The following is a 24967-nucleotide window of genomic DNA, read 5'->3' on the forward strand; positions in this document are numbered from 1 at the left end:
CCAAATAAAGAGGCTTATATCAATGACTGACAACAATAATCATGCTTATAATCGGGTGGGCCTCATGGTCACCCTCATGTTCGGAACTTTTTGTACGGCATTAACCACAAACATGTTGGTTACCGCCTACCCGACCTTGATGAACCGCTTCGCAATTTCTAGTGCCACCGTTCAATGGCTAACTACCGGTTTTTTGCTGGTCATGGGGATCATGATTCCCATCAGCGCGTGGCTAATTAACAACTATAGTCTACGAACAATTTATTTAACCGCCCTCAGCTTCTTTTTAGTTGGCCTAGTTATCAGTTACACGGCCAGCAGCTTTGGGCTAATTCTGTTGGGACGATTAATTCAAGCGATTGGTGTAGGCATCACCTTTCCAACTATTCAAACCGTCCTACTCGTAACTTTCCCTGCCGACAAACGGGGGGCCATGATGGGGCTCGGTGGAATCGTCATTGGTTTAGCACCCGCTCTAGGCCCGACCGTCTCTGGGTGGATTCTAGACAACGCTAGCTGGCGCGATTTATTTGGCGTCATGATTCCACCTGTTATTTTGGTTCTCGCCCTGTCGCTTTTCTTTGTGCGGCCAGTCATCCCAATTAAAAAGTCCCCAATCGATAAATTTGCGATTCTCTTATCAACGATTGGTTTTGGGAGCCTCCTCTATGGCTTTTCAGAAGTTGGCGAAAATGGTTGGGGCTCGGTGACTGTAATTGGCGGTATTTTGGTTGGCTTAATTTTTATCGGTTGGTTTGCCCGCCACGAATGGCCACAGGCGCAGCCCTTCTTAAACGTCCGCTTGTTAAAAATCCCTTCATTTACGATTGCCTCCTTCATAACTGCACTTTCCAACACGGCCATGATTGGGATTCAAGTCGTACTTCCGATGTACCTTCAACAGGTTCGGGGACTATCACCCTTCCACTCTGGACTGATGATTCTGCCTGGCGCCTTAATTTATGGGGTTGTCAGCCTAATCAGCGGCACGCTCTACGACCGGATGGGTGGTCGGCGCTTGGCTCTAATTGGCACCTTTCTCCTAACACTGGGGACCCTACCATTCGCCTTTCTTACGCAAAGCACGCCTTATAGTTACGTTGTTTGTGAGTATACAATTCTGATGATTGGGGTCGCCCTAGTAACCATGCCAATTACGGCAGCCAGTTCCATCGACCTTCAAGGCATTCAACTCAGCCACGGTACAGCCGTTAACAGTACCATGCGGCAGGTAATGACTTCGATGGGAACCGCCATTCTGGGGAGCGTCCTGGCTAACGTGACCACCAACCATTTACCAGCCCAGACGCTACGCCACACAGCACCACTCCTTTACCAAAGTCAAAGTTACCAAGCTGCCATGACCGGCTTTCACGCAGCCTTCCTTGTTGCAACGGCATTCGGCATTCTCGACTTTATCTTTGCCTGTTTCTTAAAGTCTCGCCAACGGGAGGTAATCGCATGATTTTAATTCTATTATTCGTCGGAATTTTAATTTTCATCGGTGGCCTATTACTCATGCCCACCAAAGCAACTCGTTTGATTACCGGTGCTATCGGTTTGCTCTTATTGCTCACCATGGCAACCTTTATGATTGGCAACGACAACTGGCACTGGGGAATGCATCAGACTACAACCACGTCGACAGTCAACATCACGTCGATGTCCCCCGATAAACGATTGGGACTACTAGTCTATCAACCGATCCGCCAATCCAAATATGAACAAGTCTACGTTTATAAGAATTCTCATGCGACCCAACAACACACCAACGCTAGCTTAAAGACTAGCAACCGTGTAGCCTATACCTCAACAAAACAGGCCCAACTGACGACCAAACGAACTTATTGGACTTACAATCAGCATTGGCAATGGTTATTCAAGTGGACCGGTAGCCACCACGAGTTGATCCGTCGTCAAAATGCGTTTGTTCTGCCTGACTCATGGACGACCTTGAGTTCCGCTCAAGCCAAGTGGCTAGCAACCACGGTTAAGACCCAAGAGGCCGCAGCAAAACGCAACCTACAAAAACAGGTCACCACAGCGTTCGAAGCTGCCTTAGCCCAGCAACCCACGATGACTACGCAACAGCAACAAGCTTTAAAGAAGAAATTGACTAAACAAGCGCAACTTGTAGCTAACCAACGTCTATCTCAAAATTTAACAAAATTAGTGAAGGCTGCCCACTCACAACCGATTCGATAATATTAACATCGTGCATGGACGCGATAATCCGGTAGCATCTTTGTAAGGCTGTCGACCAAACGGCGCCGTTTAACAAGACACTTGTTTTACGTTGCCGCTAATATAGGCTTGGTTTTCCATCGTCACCCTATTCATTGCCCACAATTAGCCTTCTACTCATCTAAGACAGTTATCACTTCAATCAGCTCATAAATACGTTTCCGCCAGCCCGCGACTCGTTCACGGGCTTTTTGATTTATCATACTATGCCTTTTGCCGGCTAGTTAACCACCCCTGGTAAGCCAAGTTTCCGCTCTGAACAACTTACCCATTTGCCAAATTAGCCAGCTATAAAATAGTTCATTAAACCGCTTCATAGCAACGCTAGTGGCGACAGTTTTTAAAATTCAGCCATCAAATCACCTTAAAAATTCTCAGTTGGCTCTGCCAGCTTTTTAACAACCAAAATCTTCTCTCGCTCCTACCCTGACCTTTTCGATTGCGACTATAGTAAAAATAAAGCGGTTGAAGGATTGTCAAAAATATTTTGTCTGATGAGCCATTATTGTAAAATACACTACCACGTACAATAGTGACTCGTAAATGTTGATTGGAGGAGGATTACGATGATAAGAAAGGTTACCACCGTCGTGATTGGTATTCTAATAACCATTACCGTCTTTATCCTTGGCGGTCTTGGTGCAGGTGGCATCACAGCTCACGCGGGAAGTGTCACGGTATCTGGCCTGGATGGCAATAATGCAACGATTACGGATTCCAACGGCACACCCATCCCTAATGGAAGCGACTTAAGCAAATGGAATAACTATACGATTGACTACAACTGGCGGATTCCAGACGGACAAGTCATCAAGGATGGTGATACTGCCACCGTCACGTTCCCACACAGTGCTGTTGGCCGCCGGGACGTTACTTTCCCGTTGTATGACGATAACGGTCAAAAGATTGGGACGTTTAGCATCAAGGAAGGTGAAAGCACCGGGACCATTACGTTCAACGGTGCGCTAGCGAATACCACGAAGAATCGTACGGGGAATCTACAATTTTATGTTAAAGGAAGTACGACGGAGGATAACACGAACCTAAACTGGGGAATCAATAAGGTTGGCTGGGTTTCTGAGCGCAATCCAGACGGCTCGCCAGCCAAATTGACTTGGAATATCGCTTTCAATCCAACCAGTTCAAGTCTGGGGCAGGCCGTCGTTACCGATAGTCTCGGTCCCGGCCAGGAATACATTCCTGGTAGTGTTCACGCCCACACCGGGAGTTACGATAGCAATGGCTTCTTCATCAGTGACGGCGGATCCATTTCGCCAGCCATCAACGTCATGGGTAGCGTCTTAACCTTCACCTTTAGCGATGTCAAGACGGCCGTCAACATGACCTACCAAACTACTCCTACCATTTCTGGTACCGGTGGAACCTGGAAAAACAATGCTTCAATGAACGGCAAAAATGTCAGTGCCCGTATCGTCTGGGGCGGTAGCGGGACCGGCAATGGTAATGGCGACGACCAACAGGCCGGTGAAGTTATTCTGAAAAAGACAGCCAAAACTAATGGTGAAGTCCTAGCAGGTGCCGTTTACGATTTACAAGATGCTAATGGTAAAGTCATTAAGACAAACTTGGTGACTGATGCTGAAGGGATCATCAAGTGTGATGGCCTCGCCGCCGGCAATTATCAATTTGTTGAGGTTACCCCACCAGCCGGGTTTGAATTAAACAACCCCCCCATTCCATTTACCATTACCGACGGACAAACCGCCGCAGTTACTGTCGCAGCAACCGATGTTCGGGAGAATTCTAGTTCTGAAGGCGGCGGTACACCGGAAAATCCTGGTGGCGGTGGCAACACCGAAACCCCAACCAACCCTGGCAATCCGGGAACTGGTACAGAAACCCCAACCAACCCCGGAACTGAGACGCCTACTAATCCTGGAACAGAAACACCAACCAATCCAGCAACGCCTCAAAAACCTCAGAAACCAGGAAAACCGACGACGCCAAATAAACCAACAAAACCTAATAAACCAGTCAAGCCCACTAAGCCAAATGGCCCGACGACTCACAAACCGGGGACTAGTAGCTCAAATAGTCAGCAGACCATTACGGGCGGCAGTGGCGCCTACCCAACCACGCCTGGTAATGGCAGTACTAACCAGCAATCCGGTGGCACTACCGTAGCTGGTAGTGGTAGCAGCTCAAATAGTGGTGCTGCAGCTGGTACCTACGTGGGCGCAACCTTACCTCAAACTGGTGAACGCTCTTCCCAAGGTTACGTTTGGTTAGGTGTTATGTTACTTGTCATTACGGGTCTTGGTGCCTACGATTGGAAGTTAGAACATAAAGGCTAAGCGAGACTAATTTTAAGCCTATACCGCTCTACCATTCTTGGTTTGATAACGATTTTTGATTTTCCCCCTTTAGGTCTTAAAAGAAAGTCCGTGCAATCGCTCTGATTGCACGGACTTTTTGCCTATTCCTTTATCTATTATGTTCCAAAGCACCAGCAACCTGGCCCACCACTTTGGCTGCCAAATGATTGGCCTCGGCGACGGCTGTTAGCAACGGTTGGCCGGTTGCGAGGGCTGCCAGTAATCCACCGCAGTGGCTGTCACCAGCACCAATTGTATTGATCACGCGTGCAACCTCTCCCGTAACCCGTGTACACTGTCCCTGGTCAACGACGTAGGCACCGTCCGCACCCAATGTAACCACGACAGGCTCACCCGTTAAACGATGGATGTGCTGGGCAGCGACTTGATAGCTCGTTTCTCCTGCCACCAAGCTGCCCGCCTCCGTCGCATTACAGTGAACGATTGTACCTGGTACGAATAACGCCTCCAACACTGCCGGCTGTAAATATTGGCTTCGGGGGGACGCATCAAACAGAACCTTGGCACCAACCTTACGCCGACGAAGGGCATCTAAAATAGTCTTAGCAGCCCCTAATTCCTCTAATTCATAGCCAGAAATGTAGAAGTAATCGTAAGTTTTTAGATCTACTGATTGAAACCAACGTTCAGACCACAGTTGTTCAATCCCATTAACCGTTAAAAAAGTGCGCTCCCCATCCGACTCAACTAATGAAACATCCCAGCCATTATCAGCACGGTCATCCCTGACAAGCAGCGGAATCTTTCTATCAGCTAGCGTCTGTTCAACAATGCTGGCATAGGTGCCCAGTCCAACCGGTGCAAGTAAATCAGCCGCCGCCCCCTGATATGCTAGCGCACGTTGGACGTTGAAGGCCGAGCCACCAACCTGCGTCGCTTCCAAATTACCAGTAACGTCTTCTCCTGATTGCGGCAAGCGATTAAGTCCGACGACAATATCAACGTAAGCTGCACCAATCACTAAGGTTCGTTTTGTCATTTTTAACGCGCCTCACTCGTACTGGCACGGCCAACTGACTTGAGCAGTAACATGCAAACAACTGCCACGATACCAGCTACGAAAACCCCCAGACTATTATCTCGGAAGATGCCGTGCGCAAACGGCCCATTCCAAATCGCATTATTCGTGAACAGAAAACCCGTAACAACTGCAACAATCCAGGACGTAATGCCCTTCCAGTTGTATTTATTTTGAGAATCGTTTTCTAGTAAGCTAACATCGTACCCCTGCCGCCGATACATCACGCTATCACAGAGAAAGATTGCAACCCAAGCAGCTAAACAAGTGCCCAAGAAACCCAAGAACAATTCAAAGTTAGCCAAAAAGTTGCCTGAAATAAAAAGCACGTAGATGGGAATCAAGACCACAATTGCCCCATGGATCACTAGCGAAGTTTGTTGTGACACCTTGATGCCAACCGTTGCCAAATTAATTCGGGCAGAACGGAGGCTAATAATGCATTGTGGAATCAAGCCACCGGCAGCGACTAGGAAATAAATCACCGAGATCCATGACGGTAAGGCATCGTTCATCACATCAATAGGATTTGAGGCCGTCGCCAATGAAGGTTCTACCGTGCTCAGAAGTACCCCACCCCACATTAAAACGAAGAGGGGGATGGCACCACCTAGTGTTGTATTCCAAAAGGTTGCGGACTGACTCGTTTGTGGCTTCACATAAGCGCCCCAGTCAGCAGCAGCCATGGACCAACTGATTCCCGACCCCGCTGCCACAATTGAAACGGCTGGCCAGAACCCACCTAACCAATGGCCACTAGGAGCTGCGAGTGCTGCCTGCCAATCGGCCTTCATTAAAAATAAAATTAAGATGACGAGTGTCAGCAGGCCAAAAATCCAAGATAACCAGGTTTGGATCTTCGCTAAAACTGCTTCACTCAATAATCCTGATAAAATAACTAATCCTGCAAAAATTGCCAGGGCAATGGCAACGGTCACCCCATTTTTAGCGATATGTAAAATCTTAAACAAGGATACTAGCAACAACGTCCCCGTAATCACGTTGATGGCCAACCACCCCACCATATTAAACCAAGCGATGGCGTTAGGAATCTTGTTCCCATGAGTCCCGTAAGCGGCCCGGGAAAGTTTAAAAGTGGTAATTCCCTCTCTTTTTCCTAAAGTCGCAACCCAGCCTGGAAACACAAAGGATAGCCCTCCCACCAATGACGCGAGTGTCGCCTGAAAGAAGGATAAGTGAAAGCTAACGATCATCGCGCCAAACACAATCCCCATAATTCCAATGTTGGCGGCAAACCAATTATAGAAAAGCTTTCCAGGTGTTAGTGTCTTCTCCTCATCTGGCACCTTAATAACATCTTCATTCACAAAAAATTCTCCCCTTAAAATAATGTACTATTTCTAAATGATTGCATCGGTACCACGTAGTCTAGCAACCGGTGCTCTGGATTCTCTTCATCAATCAACGTGATCCACTCTGGTAAAATACTGTGATACCCATTCTTGGCTCCACAGATAGCAGTAGCCATCGCACCAATCGTATCGGTATCGCCCCCCAAATTGGCACAGAACAGGGCACACTGCTGGACATCCCGTGTGTAATAGGCAATCGCCACAGCTGCAGGGACCGATTCACTAATTGTGGTTCCCGTGCCCACCGTTTCATAAATCAATCGAGCGAACCGCTCCGGATCATCAGCATTTTCCCATGCTAATCGCAGACCTATCTGTAGACGGGCCACGACGGCTGCCGACCAGGTCGGCACCCCATAATCTTTGGCTGCGGCGCTAGCAGTCATCGCAAACGCCACAATGTCGTCCCAGTCCAAATCATCCATCGCCGCCGTAACCGCCCCGGCCACCATTGCTGCTCCAGCAAAGGCCACATCCGATGAATGGGTCACTTGCGTCACAGCACATACCATGTCTACCAGCTCTTGGCAATGCCGCGTATCAAACAGTGCACCAATTGGGGCAATTCGCATAGCACAACCATTCGTCAACGCACTGGCCGTCACGGGATGCGCGTCCGCACCCGATTTGAGGGCCAACAGTGCTGCCTTAGAACTCGGGCCCAGAATGTTTTGATCAAATGCGTCAATGGCATCCGCCCACCGTAAGAGATGCTTTCCAAAAACCGCAGTCTCTGGTACCCAATTGCTCTCCATCAAGGCTTCCAAAATAACTAAGGCCTGGTTCGTATCATCCGTGTACTGGCCCCTCGTAAAATTAACGGCTACCTCATTCGTGGTCGGGCCATCTAAAAGTGTGGTGATGGGTCCACCAAAATACCGCTGGATTCGCTCAACTGGCCAGAGTTCTCCTGGCATCCCCATAGCGTCGCCAATCGCTTGACCGTACAAAACACCCTTCAATTTATCTGTTTGATTTTGCATATTTTCACCTCACACTTAGCTGATGTGTCGATTGTCCAGATTTCTAATATAACCGAAACTACCGTGGATGTCTAAGTTAACGTCTTATAAATTTCATTATATGAATCTTATGCTTTTTGAAAATTGCTTTGTACATAAAGAGCGGTGATTCAGTTACCTGAATCACCGCTCTATTCATCAATTAATCAAATTCTTCATATTCATTCGGGTCTTAGGTCTTACCCTACTTCCCTAGCAAAGTGAATTATTCAACCTCTGCTTGGCGTTCACGATGTTGTCTGATAACCTGATTCAAAATAATGGCTAATACTAGTGAGATGACCCCAAACACAGCAGCTCCCCAACTAATTCGCTTAAGTCCCACCACTCCCAGTAAACCAGAGGCAGTTGCCGACCCTAACGAAATACCAAAATTAAAGAAAATCGAGTTTAATGAAGACGCGAGCACGGTTGATTGCGGGTATTCCTGTTCTGCCAAATTTAAGAAATGAATCTGAATCGGCGAGTTGAGTAGCGTCACAATCAAGGTCAACACCAGCAGGAAAGCCATCCCCAGAAGCTGACTGCCTAAGGCAAATGGCAACAGCAGGAGTAAGATGATGTCGGCCACGTAAAACCTTGGCATGATCCGTAATCCATTCCGTTCAGCCAACATCCCCGAGAAACGGTTGCATAGAATACTCATGATCCCAATCAAGAATAACAACCAGTTGAGGCTAGCCGTGCTAAAGCCCATTGCTTGCGTCAATAACGGTCGAATGTACGTGTAATAAGCGTACATCATCGCGGCGGTAAATAGGACCAACGCAATCCCGACGTAGACCCGACTATCTTTTAACAGAACCAACTGATTCTTGATACTCCCTTGTACCTGTTCAACCTGACGTGGGAGCAACCATCCCAGCAGGAGACAAGTGATGGCACTGATCACCGAAATTAAGTAAAAAGCGTCATGCCAACTATAAGCCGTACTGATGGCCGTTCCCAGTGGCACCCCAAACACAGAGGCAATGCTAAAGCCAGCAAAGATCCACGACACCAGGCTAGCCCGCTTGTTACGCGGCGCAATGGCACTGGCAAAGGTCATAATCAACGAAATTATGGCACCAGCCACCATCGCAGCAATGATTCTGGAAATCAACAGCATTGTGAAGTTAACGGCCAACCCACTCAACGTATTCCCTATCAAAAAAATCACCATGAGGGTCATGAGCGTCTTATAGCGGCTGAACCGACTCGTCAGAATGGTGATAAACGGGGTACTAACCGCGTACACCGTCGCGAAGATCGTCACTAAATACCCAACAGTCGCTTCGGCAATTTGATATTCCTTAGCAATGTCAGAGAGCACCCCGACCACAATGAATTCATTACAGCCCAACATGAAGGCCACTAAGACAAACACGATAGCTTGCCAACGATACTTATTCACAATCCTTTTCCTCCGGTCTTAAAGTTACAATCAATTCCTTTATCATCATCTTCTGCGCTTGGCAATCGTGTGATTCAAGACCAGCGCCACAATCATTGATGCCCCAGCAAAAATGGCTGCCGTTGGTCCTAAGTGTTTCAGGCTACCACGAGCTAACGTCAACGACCCTGCCGCCGACCCCATTGAGATACCGACGTTATAAAAAATAGCATTTAACGACGACGCCAATACTTTGGCCTGTGGGTAATCCGCCTCGGCCACATCCAAAAATAAAATCTGTAATGGGGAGCCCACCAAGGTCAGCAATAGGGTCAATGCTAAGAAGATGCCAAACCCGACCACGGCCTGGTTCAGCGTTAATGGCATCAGTAATAGCAATATCAGTGTGACTAAATAAATGTAGGGCATCCACTTCAACCCATTATTATCTGCTAACGTTCCTGACAGCCGATTGCCAAAAATACTCATGATTCCTAAGGCAAACAGTAGCCAATTCAATGCCTGCGCACTGAACCCCATCCCCGTTGTCAGTAACGGCCGAATGTAGGTGTAATAAGCGTACAGCGTCCCAGCTGAGAGCGTGATCAACGATACACCCCAATAGATACGGGCATCCGTCAATAAAACTAGCTGCTCCTTAATTGTGCCAGGTACCTGTTGCACGTGTTTAGGTAACAGCCAAGCCAGTACCAAACACGTCACCAGGCTCAGTAACGAGATCAAATGAAAGGCATCATGCCAGCTAGTTGCTGTACTGATAGCTGTTCCAACGGGGACCCCAATAACGGAAGCAATACTGAATCCCGCTGAGATCCATGAAATCAAGACAGCCCGCTTTCCCCGCGGTGCCACATCATTGGCAAAGGCGATAACCAGTGACTCCAACGACCCCGCCACAACGGCCGTTATCATTCGCGAAATCAGCAGCATGGTAAAACTCGTGGCGAATCCACTCCAGGTATTTCCAATCAGGAAGACGACCATCAACGTCATGAAGACCCGGTACCGGTTGAAGCGGCTGGTCAAAATCGTAATGATTGGCGTGCTGATGGCAAAAACCGTGGCAAACAAAGTCACCAACAGACCGACCGTTGCCACCGTGACCTTTAGGGATGACGCAATGTCCGAGAGCACACCCACCACAATAAATTCATTACACCCTAACATAAATGAAACCAAGACAAACGCGGTGGCTTGCCAACGATACTTCGTCATCCAATCCTCTTCCCTTCACCTTTATTTCGAAACACGTATCCTCCTAGATTACACTATCCACCACGAAATTACCACGCGAACACTTACCATCCGACCATAGAAAAAGTGCTGATAGAGTCCGCCATTGCGGTCCCTACCAGCACTACCTATTAGCGCTAAAAATTGAAAGATAAATCGTCTGGTTCAAGTCCGTCCCCACAAATATAGATGCTGCAAAATTTGTCATATTCCGGAGGCCAAGGAGTCTGCATGCCATGACTGCACTCTAGCATACCAGTACGCTGAAAGACTTACGTGCACAATTTTTTCAGGTTAACGGATAACGGATTTTATGACCCTTAGTCGGCAATGGCACACTGTATAAGCCGAGAGGCCGCCAGCTATGGGCTCAGGCGCGTCGTTCTGCTAAGTCAGTAGGTATTTTTCCTACTGACTTAGCAGAAGACCAAGCTTGTAGACTCGTGCCCTTCGAGGCTTCAAGTTGTGTCCGCACCGTTCCAGCCCATTGCTGGCGGCCGGTAAGGCGAGAAGACAAACCGATTAGCCTGCAGTCGTGAAGTACCAATGAACCCGATCACCCCGCTGTACCCGTTTGCTATTGGCCGCCTGGTCAACGAACTTGCCATTGACTGTAAACTTCCAGCCGCTGCCAACCTTCACATCGTTTTGAGCAAGGCCCTGGATGCTACTGACGTACACGGCGGTACCACCCTGGTATCCTAACTTTAACTTTGAAGCCTGGAGCACTGAAAAGACCGTTGATTTGTTGGTGATTTTCAGATTGCCCTGATAAAAGTTTTTCTTATAGCCGGTAACCGTCAAGTGAACCTGATCAGCCGCTTGACTGGCCTTGGTTGCGCGTGGATTTTTCTTAGCTACCGTAGCCGTCTGACTCGTCTTAGTCTTTTGATTGCCAGTCAAATGACGCGTTGTTGGCGTTTTTGCCGACACGCTTTGACTAGCAACCTGCTGACTAGCACGCACTGAGGAGGCCGAGGTCCCCGCTTTCACCGCCTTAGCCACAGACTGTTGGCTGGATTGACGACGGGCCCGTGCCGAGCTACTAGCTAACGAGGAATCATGGGTTCCCACCGGCGCGGCCAATGGCGTTTGTCCTTGCTGACGCTGTTGCATGGCTAACGCTGTGCCCATTGTGAAAATAGTGAGTACGACCGCCACCATGATTCCCACCGTTTTTTTCATGCTACTCGCTCCCTATTACCAGATTATTTAAACGTATAAATCAACTTATTCGTGTACTTGCCGTTATGATAGGCACTGTTGGCTAGACTAACTTGACCGTAAGCCAGGACACTATCCATTGCCCCGCTGACCGTTCCCTTGGCCGTCACATAGGCGTTCATCGCTTTCAGTGGTGTGGCCTGCTGTCCACGCTTGATAGCCGTGTGATTGATCAACGAAAAGGCAGTTTTATTCGTGGCTAAACCAACGATAGCCTCCGCAGTGGAGTTAGCGTTGGCAAAGTTCTTACCGTTATAACTGTACCCAAACGCCCCACTCTTGTAAACCGCCTTCTTTAGATAAGCGCGCCCATTTTTCGTGGCCGTTGTCACTAATTTACGCTGGCTCTTACCCATGGCCAGAGCGTTAACGGCGACCGCAGTGGTATCACTATCAACACTAGCAACCGTATTGTTGTACGCCCACCCGTGGTTCGCTTGCTGGCTCTTAGCAATGCGATTGCTCAAAGATGTCTTAGAAAACTTAGCTTTGCTAGGCCGCTTAAACGTCTTGTTTGAAGCAACGGCAATCAGGGCCTGACTTTGAACATTCACCGTCTGCTTAGTCAGTGACTTCTTATACAACGTCGTCACTAGGTTGACCTGTTTCTTCGTACCGACCGCATGATAGGCCTTGGGATTGATTCCCATTGCTTGTAACCCAATGATGGCATTCGCTAAAACTGCCGGATCACTCTTACTGGAAACAATCAGATTTTTCTGAACTAATTTTTTCTGGGCCGCCGTAAATTTATATCCCTGCTTCTTCAGTCCCAGTAAAAAGTCTGAGTAACCAGAAGCTGCACCAGTTGTAGGATACGTTGCTTTGCTAAAAATCTTGGTTTTGCCTGAAATCCCATCCCGGTTCTGCTTCATCATTTTCTTAGCCGATGTATAAAGGGCTTTTTGCTTACTTTTTTGCGACGTCTTGGAGGCAACCTTAATCGTTGCAGCATCCACATTGATTGCCGGCATTACTGCGCTTAAAGCCATCATCGTCGTTAACGCAATTCTCACTAACTTATCTTTACTCATCAGGTCGTTCTCCTTCAAATTAATCTGTATTTTATCATTAACCGTTTCATCATTGTTTGCCACGGTCGGTAGAGGACCAGCAGACTCACCGCATTAGTCATTGCGTGAAAACTGTCGAAAACCGCGCTCGAAGCAAAGGACACCAACAAGCTGGCTGGCCGCACCGGTCGGACGTAGGCCAACGCATACCACAGGTCCATGATCCAGCCGAACCAGAAGCCCCAAAGTGCGCCCCATACCACTAACACGCCCACTTTATTTTGGAGGGAGGTTCGGCCCAATAATCCAGTGGTGACTCCCATCAGGCCCCAGGCCAACATTTGCCACGGCGTCCAAGGCCCCTGACCGAGGAAGAGGTTGGACACCAGTGCCATCATTGACCCACCTACAAACCCCAACTCAGGCCCCAGTACAATGGCACTAACAATCACCACAAAACTAGTCAGTTGAACGTTCGGGATTGCTGCGAAGGGAACTCGCCCCAGAACGCCTAGTGCAATCATGATTGCCAAAAACACCAGGAGTCGAGTCTGCATGTGACGATGCTCAAAGTGCCAATAGGCTGGCGCTAAACTACAGGCTAAGCAAGCCACACTAAAGAACAAGTAATGGCGGCCTCTTAAAGCCAACAGCCCCGCCAGTAATACCAGCATGACTACCAGCCCCAACATCCAAGCACGATTACGTTCCCACCAATTAATCTTGATCATCCACCCCACCTTTTCTTTCCACATCCGTGCTAAATAAAGCCTGTGGCACCCACTGTCGCAGTAGACGATTCACGGCCGTAGTTGCCATAAAGTTCGTCGTGAAAAATTCACGACTGAGTTGCACAGGTGTCAGTTGTCCATCAAACATAAACGTGCCGTGGGTCGCAAACTGCGCACTAAATTCAACATCGTGACTGGCCATAACAATAGTTACGCCCGCTGCACGATAATTTTCCAACAACCGGCCAACCAATTGTTTAGTGACCGGATCTAACCCCTTCGTGGGCTCATCGAGCAATAATAAGCGTGGTCGCGTAATCAAGGCTAACCCCAGTCCCACCAACTGTTGCTGCCCGCCACTCAAGTCGAAAACATTTTGATCAGCCACCGCCGTTAGCTGTAATTTAGCCAACCAATCCGTGACTGTCGTGGCGTTGGCGGGTTCATTTCCTAACCGTGCCTGAGCCGTCAGTTCTTCACGCACCGTTAGTCCGGTGAATTGATCGATTGGATGCTGTGACAGCAGACCGACCTGCCGAATCAACGCGCTATTATTTAACTTCCAAACGAGTTGCTTATCTAGTCGGACCTTGCCGTGCTGTGGCTTTCGTAATCCCGCGAGCACACGCAACAAGGTGGACTTCCCCGCCCCATTTTTGCCGAGGATCGCCACCCAGGTTCCGGTAGCAAAAGTGACATCAATAGTCCGCAACGTGGGGGCTTGCTGATCGTAGCGAAATGACACGCCAGTCAACGTCAATAGTGGTGAGCCGGCTGTCTTTACGGGCATGGCGGACGACCGTAGCTTAAACGATATGCCTCGCTGTCCAAGCATTTGCTGAGCCGTTGCAACGGTTAGTGGCAACCGGTGACCGGTCAGGTGCTGCTGCACAAAAAAATTGGGAATCGCTGGCACAAAACTGGCTAGCTCAGTGTGCTGGGTCATTAACTGCAGTCCTGTTGCCACCGATCCGGCTGCTAAAAGGGCACCGTCTTGCATAATTAGCAACCGACTAGCTAACGGCAGGACCCGGTCTAATCGATGCTCACTCATCACAATGGTTAATCCCAGTTCATGATGTACCTGTTGTAACACGTTTAAAAAGTTCTGAGCTGTCGTGGGATCAAGCTGGGCTGTCGGTTCATCTAGTAGCAACATGGCGGGATGGAGAACTAAGGCTGACGCTAAATTAACGAGTTGTAATTGACCACCCGACAGCCTCTGCAACGGCGTATGTAGGAGTTGATCTAATCCTAAAAAGTTCGCGATCTCTGCAATTCTGCCGGGCATACTGGTTGCCGAAACACCAACGTTTTCGAGTGAAAAAGCCAGTTCCTCAATCACCGTTGCCATCACTGGCTGAACCACTGGATCTTGCACGACCACCCCGATTGCTTGGGCACTTTCAGTGGTGCTTAACGTCTGAATCGACCGTCCCTGATACTGAGCAGTCCCCGTCAGCTTACCGGCTGGAATCAACTCCGGCTTTAACTGGCGTAACAACGTCGTCTTCCCGCTCCCAGTGGCACCCACAATGACCACAAAATCACCGCTGGCAATACTCAAATCGACATCGTTTAACGCCGGCCTGCTGGTTGCTGGATAGGTAAACGTCAGCTGTTTCAGGCTCATTAGTTCTGACATAATCGATAAATTCCTTCCCCAATGAATGGCAAGCCAACTACCAGACTCACCACACCTGCTACCCACCAATCCGTTGCCAATATGCTTGGTAAGCTATGTACATTCGGCGTGACACCCCAGCCACGTAAGCGCAGGCCAAGGATTACCAGAAACAACCCGCTCGCGACTAGCGTAAATAGTGTGTCCGCCAACCGCCAGTGATAATGGCGGTACTGACTGCGCTGTCGACCACCGTAGCCCCGGGCCTCCATCAAAATGGCTGTCTCCATTGCTCGCGAAATGCTCCCAAGTAAGAGGACCCGGAGCAGACTACCAGTCTTGGTCAACCGTTGCCGCCACGGCCCCGCCGTTACCACCATCCCCCGCGTCCGTTGCAGGCGTAATAACCGCCGAAATTGTTGGCTAAAGAGGTTCACGAATCGAATTGCTAGTGTCAGTAACATGGCCAGTCGAGGGGCTACTGGATTTAAGAGGGCCCTTAACTGGCTAGCCGTCACGCAACCGTTAAAGAGGACAAAGGCCATGATCATCCCCCCTAGTGACAGGGCCATGGTGGCGCCATACAGAACGCCGACCCGCGAGACACTCCAGTGCCAAGTTCCCAGGGTAAACTGCCACCAACTAGCTCCTGAGTGGCTCAGCAGGATATTTAAGAGCAGGATCAGTCCCATCAATGACAGCACCGAACGCACGAGCCGCCAAACCGTTCGACTGCCAAAATACCAGCAGCACGACCCGCACAAGCCTAAAAAGAATAATCCAGTAATCAAAATATGATTAAAGAGCAGTAATCCCGTAAATAGTTCACCAAAGTATAGAACCAGGGCTAACGGGTGACGCTGTCCCAGAAACTGGCTGGACTGGGTTCCTATCGACTGCATGCTACCCCTCCTCATTTCAACGCATTCAGTTTAATACTATATCTAGTGGTAAATTCGGAAATAAAATACTATGGAATGTGTTTTTGAACTGAACGTCTGTTAAAAATTATACCAGCCTTCACGCACCCCTGATTAGGCCACAATCTATAAACTGGGTCCTTGACAGTCAAAAAATCCCGCCGCCACGGTAATCGTGACGACGGGATTAATTTACTTGCTGATTGTCCGAATAACCTGATCTGAAATAAGTTGTAAATCGCGCTCGTCACCGTGCACCATGGCTGGTACGAAGTGACTTTGCACCAAGTAAATACCAATCTGGCCACCAATGATCCGCACTAAACCGGCCGCATCAATGTCATCTCTCAACTGACCGGTTCGCTTCAAATCACCCAGCATTTCGCTCAAAAAATGGAAATCATTGCTGGAAACGATTTTGCCAAAAAGCTGGCGAATCTCTACATTACTCATCATTTCCATGAACAAAATCTTGATGACCTCAACATTTCCAGCAACAAACTGATAGCGGTCACTGACGATAAACCGAATCAATTCTGGCAGTGTGTCAAACTGACTCATCTTAGCAAAGAAGTCGTCACGGTATTTGGGAAAGAAGTTTTCCATGACTGGTCTAACAATTGCTAACAGAAGATCCTGTTTCGTGTGAAAGTACTTGAAGATAGTTGCTTGGCTGACACCGGCTTTTTCAGCAATCTGAACGGTAGACGTCCCGTCAAAACCGGTGTCGGAAAAGAGTTCCACGGCGGCCACCAACGCAGCCTTTTTCCCTTTTGGCATCTTTTCGTGTTCCAGCCAGTCACGGTAAGTGCTGAAAATATTTGGTTCCACACCCTTCACCCTTTCTTATTAAAATCGATACGTTCATTATACACGAGATGTCTGACCTGACCGCCTAATACTTGCTTAAACCTTCCGGTAGCGACGCAAGCCCACTACATTGAGAATTGTTAAGACGACCAAGAAGACCAATAATACCAAGATATTCCAGCCTTCACTGAAGATAGAGGTGCCACGCATAATGATGTCACTAACGGCGTCCCCAGAGTACTTCAGCGGGATGATGTAGGAAATATCCTTGACCCAGTCGGCCATCGAATCCAACGGAATGATGCCGGAGAAGAAGACCTGTGGAATTACAACCAGTGGAATGAACTGCATCATTTGGAACTCGGAGTTGGCAAACGTTGAGAGTAAGATTCCAAAGGCCAGTGCGACCAGTGCCAGGAGTAAGTTGATCACAACTACGCTGGCCATATTGCCAACCACTTCGATTCCTAATAACCAAACGGTGACCAAAACGATGACAATTGTTTGAATAACCGCTAGAATCCCGTAACTTAACATGTAACCAAAGACAATGGAAGATCGCTTAACGGGTGTCGCCAGCAACCGGTCCAGCGTTCCCGTCGTCCGTTCCTTCAACAGCGCCATCCCAGAAATCAGGAAGACGAAGAAGAAGACGAAGAAGCCCATCAAGATTGGGAGCATCTTGGCAAAGTAGCCAGTGTTCTTATCACCGTAAACGTAGTGATTGGTGATCTTAGGCGTCTTTTGACTGGTACTCTTGGTCGCCGTCGTCGTTGACGTAGACTTCGTTGATGCTGCCTTCTTGGCAGCCGCTGTGGCCCCCGTTGTTTGAGTTGAGGCACTCATGGCAGCCTGTTGCTTTTGCATAGCCTGTAACTGTGCTTGCAACTTAGCCATCCCAGTCGTGCTCTTCTTCAGAGCGGACTTCAACTGGTCAATGCTGGTCGCCGTCACCGCATTCTTAAAGGCCATTTTGACGACCGCCGTCTTACTAGAATCGGTGTTGGCATACGTCAAATCATAATTGTTGCCATTTTTCTTAATGATGGCATCGATCTTTTCGTCCTGCAACGCCTGCTTCGCATCGGCCTTGGTATCATACGTCTTGACGTCGACGTGCTTGATGCCACCCATTTCTTTATTTAACTTCTGAGTCACAGCAACCGTTCCCACGTTAACGTTCGTGGTTGAATTGGTATTAAAGATAACACTCATTAACAGCATCACTAGGATGGGGGCAACAAACATCAGTGCTAACGTCCGCTTGTCCCGGAATAGTTCCTTCAGGACCCGGTTCATAATTCCAATCGTTCTCATTATTCAACACCCTCCGCCTTTAAAAATACGTCTTCAATCGTGTCCACCCCGTACTGCTGTTTCAGAGCAACCGGTGTATCAAACGCCATGACTTCGCCACCCAGTAATAAGGCCACGCGGTCCACTAATTCTGCTTCATCCATCACGTGGGTCGTAATCAGAATGCTACGACCCTCATCACGAATGCTGCCAAGTTCTGCCCAAATCTGCCGCCGTAGTGCGGGATCGATTCCCACCGTTGGTTCGTCCAAAATCAGTAATTCGGGGTTACCCAGTAGTGCAATGGCTAAGGATAACCGCCGCATCATCCCACCAGAGTACCCCGCGACCCGTTTGTCCAAATCATCGGTCAAATCAACTACCTGAGCAGCGTGAGCCACTTCTTTCGCCATATCAGCCTTGGCAATGCCCTTCATCAAACCGTAAAATTTTAAATTCTCACGACCTGATAAGGCTTCATACAAAGCGTCAGTTTGCGCCATGTACCCGATTCGTCCCAGTAACTGCCGGTTAGGCATGACAGTATCGAAGACCTTGGCGGAACCACCACTGGCTACTTCCATTCCTAATGCCACTTTGATGACGGTCGACTTGCCGGCCCCTGAAGGACCAATCAGGCCGATGATTTCACCTTTATTTAAAGTTAAATTGATATCTTTCAAAACGGTTTGATTGCCAAATTTCTTAGCCAAATGGTTAAGTTCAATGATTGCTTGTGTCATAATAATACCTCCCAAAACGCGATTGTTTTTAGGTGAGTGAGTGATTACTTACCTGATAAAGTGAGTATAAGCTCACTTTTACTTTTTGTCAACCAGTCCTGGAAGTTTGCTTCAAAAAATTGTAATAGGTCCCAGAGAAATCGCACTGGTGTACTGATTCAGACCGCTTAATGAGCTGCCCACCATTGGCCTCGAGCTAATTCAGAAAATGATTGCTCACCCGACATGGAACCTAAATTGCACGCCAAAAAAGGCCCGAAATAGAAATTCCGAGCCGTACTACTCTTCCTATAGCACAATATACAAAAAAATTGCCAAGACGGGGTCAACACCTGTCCTGACAACCAAAAGTGACAATCTAATAGTAAACTTCACCTTTAAAGTGATGATTCTTCAATTGCTTTGCAATCTTTTTAGAGCGGTAATAGTGCGCAGACGTCCAAACACCGGCACCGCCGGCCTGACTCAACACAGCGTGTCGGTCACCCTGGTAGGACTTGGTCATGACCTTGTAGTAATCACCGGCACCCATCCCCTGATTCCAGCCACGAACGTTGATCCAAGTGGCGTGTCGACGTTTAGTGGTCGTCGCAGAACTCCAAGTCGTGTGTTGCTTAAACTTCGTGGTCGTTAACTTGTGTGCGTGCAGATTAGTCCGATACTTGGCACTCTGACCATCAAAGTAACTGAGGCTGGCAATCTTCTTCGTACTAAACGTCAGTTTCTCATACTTGCCCTGACTGTAGTGATACCAAGTATGCCGATACCGTTGCGGAATCGTCCGTAACGTCGTTTGCGTCTTAGCTTGGGCAGTGGTCGTCGTCCCCAAGACGCCACCAACCCCCATCAAAGTGGCCACCACAGCCACACCGATTACTTGTTTTTTCATGCGTCCATCCTCCCAAATCGAGACTGGGTCCACCAATCCCTTTAGGAATCAGTATACGCCATCGATTGGAAAATTAATCATTACATTTTGTCTAATTCTTGTGGCTGTAAAGGCTGGTCGACCCAGCCAAACAAGCCTCGTAGAAACGCGAGTGAGCGTTCAAATGACAACGTCGCTAAAATCAGGAAGACCGGTAGAAATTGAATCAGGTAACGACTCCGGCCACCTTCAAAGAGCAACAGGAACATAAAGCCCCCAATTAAACTGAGCCGGAGCATTTGAACGAGTTGTCGACGATCGCCCCAGGCAAAGAAAATCATGAGCACCCAGACAATCCACCAAACTTGAGCCAAATACCGGAAGTCACCCAGATTCTCACCATACAGGTAAACAAAGCTACCGAGCGCCCGGGTAAGACCCGTTCCTTGCGGCTTGGTGCCGTGCTGCATGAAGTGACCTTCCTTGACCCAGGCAAATGAGCCATCAGCCGTGTTGTTGCGTTGTTTAGCAACTAGGAACTTCAGGTACCCCCAGAAACCTCGCTGACGCAGGCGTTTGATATAGACCTTCTTGGACCAATCTGACCGGGCCTTCTTCGTCGGCAAGGTCACCATCTTGAGGGCGTCCTTCGCGTTGTAGCCCCCTTGACCCGAAATCCCCATGCTGAGGAAGTGAATGGCCGGAATCGCCCGATCCGTGTTGATCTGAATGTAGGTTTGCTGATCCAGCGCGTGGTTACCAACCACATACGTCGTCCCCGCCACGCCACCAGCTAAGCCAACCAGTGCCAATACCAAGGCAATCCGCTTGCCAGTTGCTTGTTGCCAAGTTTCTCGTTTAAACAATCCCAGCAGTTCAATCAGGACAATCGCGATCACGCCCACAACCGCAGATGGCTTCATAAAGTAGCCACCAATCGCTGCTAAGCCAAAGCCCACTGCGGCCAGTAGTTTAACCGCCCAGTGAGACTGCGTGTAACGCATGACAAAGTAACAGAAGATATAGGCGGACACGAAGGGTAAGACCCAAGCATCTGTATAGGGAACGATGATCATAGGAAACAGCGCAAGCCACCCAGCATGAATGTACATTGCCGTGGGCACTAACCGCCGTTTAATTACCGCGACGCTCAACAGATTGAACACGACGGAGAGATCCGTCAGCAGTAACGTCACCGTATCAAAGAACAACCAGGACGTCGTGTGAAAGTACTGTGCAAGACCGTGCTGCCACAACAGAATCGTCAAGTTATTTGGGTACTGACTAAAATACGACGTAATATCGGGCGATTTAGGATTCAAAACGGCATCGTGAATCGCCCCCACGTCGAACCCGATTGCCGGGTGGACGGCCAGCATGAACGTAATCTGCCAAACGACAGCCAGTGCCAAGACGACACTCGCCGTTACCGCTTGATGGGTAATGAAGAGCCATTTAAAGCCCCGAAATAACGGTCGGTACGCGTACAAGCACAGGATAATCCCCACGACCACCATGACCACCCACGTGGTAACGATTGTGGTCCCACTCCCAGTAAACTGGTTGTCACCCAAAATAAAATTCGGCGACGTGATGGCAAAATAAGTCGTTAAAGTAAATAAAACATAAAAAAGGCCGTGAATTAAGTGTTGGCCCCAGTTAAAGATTTTTTGATTCATCAGGATTCCTCGAATTAGTCGTCAGTGTGTTGAATACAATAGAACCGCGTAGGTGATTCCCCAATCTCTAAACGCATCAGTGTCGCCTGACTCTTAGCTAATGTTTCAGACAATTTCTTGTAGAAATAGCGGGTGATGTTTTCCAATGAAGGATTGAGCTTATCAAACGGGGGTACTTCGTTTAAAAACTTGCCCGAATAGTTCACCGAGACCTCACGCATGTTGTCCTCAATGTCGTTGAACCGTACCAAATGGTTCGTGTCCAGTTGAATCTCCATGATAACTTCCCAGGTATGATTATGCTTTTGCCCGGTACCAGATTCCCACCGCATCGCATGACTTGCGTTGATGTAGGATTTCATTTTATACGTATGGATTTCACCCAATCCGCTCACTCCTTCTTCTGTTTCTGATCACGTAACCGCTGCATGTCGCCCTTGAGGACCCGACCAACGGACTTCGTCTCAGCACCAAACGTGGCCGTGTTCCAAGCCCCCGGCATCGACATAGAATTAATGATTCCCACTAGTCGAATCCAAGAAATCACGAAGTTATAGATTGGCAGGGTCCAAATAACCCAGCTAACCCGCCGGTAGAAGCGCTTTTCATCTGGAAATTCCTGCAACAACTTACCAACACTAACAAAGTTCACCAATGACACTAAGACGTACAGCAGGTAAATGACCAGGTAAGACAGGCCCAATACGACGGGCGAGTACCGAAAGAATAGGAGTACAACACTGGCAAAGAGCCAAATCATCTTCGGAAAGATGAAGGTGTGATCAATCATAATGCGCCGAACCAGAAAGTTATGGAAGAACTTCCCGAGCTGGGCGTCGTGGTGCATGTACTCCCGTGAGACTTCTAATTCCCCACGCATCCAGCGTTGGCGCTGCTTGTAGAGCTGACTCATCCCCGGCGTTGGTTCAATATAAAAGATGGCGTCGGCACACAACATCACCTTGCGCTTGAGCCGTTCACGCACCTGAAAAGTCATATCCGTATCTTCACCCACCGTGCTGGTATTATACATAAACGTGGCCAGCAACGTATCTTTTCGGAAGGCCGAAAAGGCACCCGACATGGTGAAGAGTTCGTTGTTATTTGATTCAATCGTCCGCCCTGATAGGAAGGCTTGGGCGTATTCAAAGTATTCATTCTTTTGAAGTAACCGTAGGCGCCGCTTCTTCGTCCGTTTGATGAGCGCCCGTTGTGGCAAAATCGTACCAGTCATGGCAGCTAACTCCAGGTCATTTTCAAATTGTAGGACCATGTTCATCAGGGCATGTTTCTCTAATACACCGTCACTATCAATATTGACGATGTAGGTGCCGATACACTGGTAGATGGCGCCGTTAAGCGCTTTGGCCTTCCCCTGCTCCGTCCGAATCAACTGTAGATTCAAGTCAAAGTGGTTTTGCGCCGTTGCAAAGGCTTGAAAACTGTCATCCGTACTCTGATTATCTGCAATCACGATTTGCATATTTTTGTTAGGAAACGTCGAATCATTGATCGACTGCAGACAGGCAAAGAGTGTGTCCTCAGAATTATAGACCGGTACAATTATCGAAATAAACGGCAACTTGGCCGGTAATGGTAACTCATGTTGGTGCCGACTACGGACAATCAGTCGCACCGCTGAAATCAGAGAAGGAATAATTTCGACCACAATGGGAATCATTGCCCAAGTAATCCAAAAGCCCATCTGAAATAGCGTTAAGTTTACAAAATAGTCCACGAATAACTAACCTCTCGAAAAGTGGCGTTTGAAGTTACGGTATAAGCTCTGTGACAGCTGTGAGTACGTAAAGACGTTATAGTACAGCATAATAATCAAACAGTAGAAGACTAAGCGCCCAATAATCGTATGCGCCGTGAAGAACCAATTAGCCCCACCAAAGTGGACTAAAATCACGACTAATAACAGACGAATCACGTTGGCCAGGTACACCCACAAAGTACCTAACGCCAGGTAGAACAACTTTTCCTGCCGACCGTAAGTGGGATAAAAGGCTAAGAGGCTGACAAAAGCAGTCGTCTCAATGATTCCTGAACACTCGTAATCGATCGACATAGTCACCGGCCGAATCGCGTTCACAATGTAGACGATCCCGTACTTGGTGTGCACGCTACTCCAGTGGGTAAGGTCACTCACCCAGGCGATACCATTGATGACCGAATGCGTTAAAAACCAGACCCAATAGGGGTTGCCAATGGCAATGAGAATAAAGAACAGGCCAACACTCCCCACGATAAAGTAATACGCGGAGAGGTGGGCCCGTTTCAATACTGAGATTGCGTAAAGCCACCCGATGATACCAAATAACAGGTAGCTATTCATCTAAGCAGTCCTCTTTTTTCTCGATTTGTTTAGCTTAACGACACCGCCAAGAGCAATCGCGAAGCCGACTCCGGCTAAGACGACTGGGCCAGTAGACCCGCCGGTCACCGTTAACGTTTGACTACCCAGATTGCTGTTCGTCATCTTAAACGTCTGGCTCCCACCGGCTAATTTTAAGTCGGCAATCGGAATCTTAGCCTCCATGACGTCGTTAAAGTTCTGGCCTGTCTTGAATCGGTGAACCATGACCTGAGCACCCGTGGTTGGGTCATTGACACCATCCGTCCGGTTCCAAATATTGACGGACCCGGTCTTACTCTTATCAGTTGTGGTTCCCGTAACATCTTTAAATTGCAGATCATAGGTCTTAGAACCAGCTGTTAGCACGTACCCGTAACCTTGCATTTCGTTGTACCCATTACCTTTTTTGGGCGACATGTTGATGTACAGATACAAGTTATTCGCATCTGCCAGCATGCTCCCTTTTTTAATATTATAGTCATCCCATGGTTCCTTAATGGTCGTCATGGGTTTATCTTGCCAATCATCAAAATTACCGTCAATGGTAATCCCCAAATTATCGCTAGTCGCGTTGTTGGTGTTCGCGCTGGCCACCGTGGTGCTAGCCCCCCACAATAACACCCCAGTTAATAGGGCTGTTACAAATAAAATGGCTTTCCGCACGTTCATTCCTCCTCTGGCTCTTGTACTTGTCATTAATCAATAATCCATTAATGGATTTCCACTATATTGTAGCGACTTCTGCCTTAAATAACTACCATTTGTCTATCATATCCGTTGAATTGGCTAAAGAGTTTGGGCCATTTTACACTGCTTTCTCATTTACTGAAAACATGTAAAGCAACGGCCTAAGTCAATGGCCGCCTCCGGCCGCCAGGAACGGGACCCGCTGTGGGGACCGGAGGAAGCCAAAGTGCGGTCTTCCTCCTCGACTTGAAACCGGGCCTAACCCGCCCGTTTCCAAGCTCGTCCCACGCCGTAAGCTGGCCAGCCAGCTAACGCCGTCGACACTGCGGGTCCCGTTCCTGCCAGCTTGCGGCTACACTTGTTTTCCTGC

22 protein-coding genes are annotated in these 24967 nt (G+C 48.5%); 3 read left to right on the forward strand and 19 right to left on the reverse strand.

Annotated elements, in window-relative coordinates; all coding sequences use genetic code 11:
* The first annotated feature begins 22 nt into the window (after positions 1-22).
* The 3 genes from EKM87_RS04375 (at position 23) to EKM87_RS04385 (ending at position 4559) form a co-directional block, all read left to right on the forward strand.
* Complete coding sequence (locus EKM87_RS04375) at positions 23-1465, forward strand: MDR family MFS transporter (RefSeq protein ID WP_125682229.1); 1443 nt, start codon at positions 23-25, stop codon at positions 1463-1465.
* Entirely contained in the window at positions 1462-2205 is a 744-nt protein-coding gene (locus EKM87_RS04380) for a DUF4811 domain-containing protein (RefSeq protein WP_125682231.1), read from the forward strand. Before EKM87_RS04375 ends, EKM87_RS04380 begins: the two co-directional genes overlap by 4 nt.
* Positions 2206-2810: 605 nt before the next feature.
* Positions 2811-4559, forward strand: a complete 1749-nt coding sequence (locus EKM87_RS04385) for an LPXTG cell wall anchor domain-containing protein (RefSeq protein WP_125682234.1) — start codon at positions 2811-2813, stop codon at positions 4557-4559.
* A 130-nt stretch (positions 4560-4689) separates the two neighbouring features.
* Here EKM87_RS04385 and EKM87_RS04390 read toward each other — a convergent pair whose 3' ends face one another.
* From EKM87_RS04390 to EKM87_RS04480, 19 genes are all read right to left on the reverse strand, one after another.
* On the reverse strand, positions 4690-5580 hold the full coding sequence (locus EKM87_RS04390) for a PfkB family carbohydrate kinase (RefSeq protein WP_125682236.1): 891 nt from the start codon (positions 5578-5580) through the stop codon (positions 4690-4692).
* A 2-nt stretch (positions 5581-5582) separates the two neighbouring features.
* The gene (locus EKM87_RS04395) at positions 5583-6947 is read right to left on the reverse strand and encodes a purine-cytosine permease family protein (protein ID WP_125682238.1); all 1365 of its coding nucleotides are present in this window, start codon (positions 6945-6947) and stop codon (positions 5583-5585) included.
* Positions 6948-6961: 14 nt separating this feature from the next.
* Entirely contained in the window at positions 6962-7975 is a 1014-nt protein-coding gene (locus EKM87_RS04400) for an ADP-ribosylglycohydrolase family protein (RefSeq protein WP_125682240.1), read from the reverse strand.
* A 244-nt stretch (positions 7976-8219) separates the two neighbouring features.
* Positions 8220-9407, reverse strand: coding sequence for an MFS transporter (locus tag EKM87_RS04405; protein WP_125682241.1), 1188 nt, complete (start codon positions 9405-9407; stop codon positions 8220-8222).
* Between the two features lie 45 nt (positions 9408-9452).
* Complete coding sequence (locus tag EKM87_RS04410; protein WP_125682243.1) at positions 9453-10622, reverse strand: MFS transporter; 1170 nt, start codon at positions 10620-10622, stop codon at positions 9453-9455.
* Positions 10623-11162: 540 nt separating this feature from the next.
* Complete coding sequence (locus EKM87_RS04415; protein ID WP_125682245.1) at positions 11163-11825, reverse strand: DUF4430 domain-containing protein; 663 nt, start codon at positions 11823-11825, stop codon at positions 11163-11165.
* A 23-nt stretch (positions 11826-11848) separates the two neighbouring features.
* Positions 11849-12898 (reverse strand): prenyltransferase/squalene oxidase repeat-containing protein, encoded by a 1050-nt coding sequence (locus EKM87_RS04420; RefSeq protein WP_191988562.1) that lies wholly within the window; start codon positions 12896-12898, stop codon positions 11849-11851.
* A 14-nt stretch (positions 12899-12912) separates the two neighbouring features.
* Positions 12913-13608, reverse strand: coding sequence for an ECF transporter S component (locus tag EKM87_RS04425; protein WP_404819658.1), 696 nt, complete (start codon positions 13606-13608; stop codon positions 12913-12915).
* The gene (locus EKM87_RS04430; protein WP_125682247.1) at positions 13595-15253 is read right to left on the reverse strand and encodes an ABC transporter ATP-binding protein; all 1659 of its coding nucleotides are present in this window, start codon (positions 15251-15253) and stop codon (positions 13595-13597) included. Before EKM87_RS04430 ends, EKM87_RS04425 begins: the two co-directional genes overlap by 14 nt.
* Positions 15241-16134, reverse strand: coding sequence for an energy-coupling factor transporter transmembrane component T (locus tag EKM87_RS04435; RefSeq protein ID WP_125682249.1), 894 nt, complete (start codon positions 16132-16134; stop codon positions 15241-15243). Before EKM87_RS04435 ends, EKM87_RS04430 begins: the two co-directional genes overlap by 13 nt.
* Before the next feature lie 210 nt (positions 16135-16344).
* On the reverse strand, positions 16345-16983 hold the full coding sequence (locus EKM87_RS04440; RefSeq protein ID WP_125682251.1) for a TetR/AcrR family transcriptional regulator: 639 nt from the start codon (positions 16981-16983) through the stop codon (positions 16345-16347).
* Positions 16984-17058: 75 nt separating this feature from the next.
* A complete protein-coding gene (locus EKM87_RS04445; RefSeq protein ID WP_125682254.1) occupies positions 17059-18279 on the reverse strand; it encodes an ABC transporter permease in 1221 nt (406 codons plus the stop codon).
* Positions 18279-19001, reverse strand: coding sequence for an ABC transporter ATP-binding protein (locus EKM87_RS04450; protein ID WP_125682256.1), 723 nt, complete (start codon positions 18999-19001; stop codon positions 18279-18281). The genes EKM87_RS04445 and EKM87_RS04450 overlap by 1 nt, the downstream gene beginning before the upstream one ends.
* Positions 19002-19359: 358 nt before the next feature.
* Positions 19360-19890, reverse strand: coding sequence for a hypothetical protein (locus EKM87_RS04455; protein ID WP_125682258.1), 531 nt, complete (start codon positions 19888-19890; stop codon positions 19360-19362).
* 80 nt (positions 19891-19970) lie between these two features.
* On the reverse strand, positions 19971-21548 hold the full coding sequence (locus EKM87_RS04460; RefSeq protein WP_125682260.1) for a TIGR03766 family XrtG-associated glycosyltransferase: 1578 nt from the start codon (positions 21546-21548) through the stop codon (positions 19971-19973).
* A 14-nt stretch (positions 21549-21562) separates the two neighbouring features.
* The gene (locus tag EKM87_RS04465) at positions 21563-21934 is read right to left on the reverse strand and encodes a 6-carboxytetrahydropterin synthase (protein ID WP_225428391.1); all 372 of its coding nucleotides are present in this window, start codon (positions 21932-21934) and stop codon (positions 21563-21565) included.
* Positions 21935-21939: 5 nt separating this feature from the next.
* Positions 21940-23286, reverse strand: a complete 1347-nt coding sequence (locus EKM87_RS04470) for a TIGR03111 family XrtG-associated glycosyltransferase (protein WP_225428392.1) — start codon at positions 23284-23286, stop codon at positions 21940-21942.
* A gap of 6 nt (positions 23287-23292) precedes the next feature.
* Positions 23293-23889 carry an exosortase family protein XrtG gene (gene xrtG, locus EKM87_RS04475; protein WP_125682261.1) on the reverse strand — a complete coding sequence of 199 codons (597 nt, stop codon included), beginning with the start codon at positions 23887-23889 and terminating at the stop codon, positions 23293-23295.
* Complete coding sequence (locus tag EKM87_RS04480; protein ID WP_164506429.1) at positions 23890-24573, reverse strand: Firmicu-CTERM sorting domain-containing protein; 684 nt, start codon at positions 24571-24573, stop codon at positions 23890-23892.
* Between the last annotated feature and the right edge of the window lie 394 nt (positions 24574-24967).

Origin of the sequence: Levilactobacillus yonginensis (assembly GCF_003946265.1) — a bacterium.
Lineage (GTDB): Bacteria > Bacillota > Bacilli > Lactobacillales > Lactobacillaceae > Levilactobacillus > Levilactobacillus yonginensis.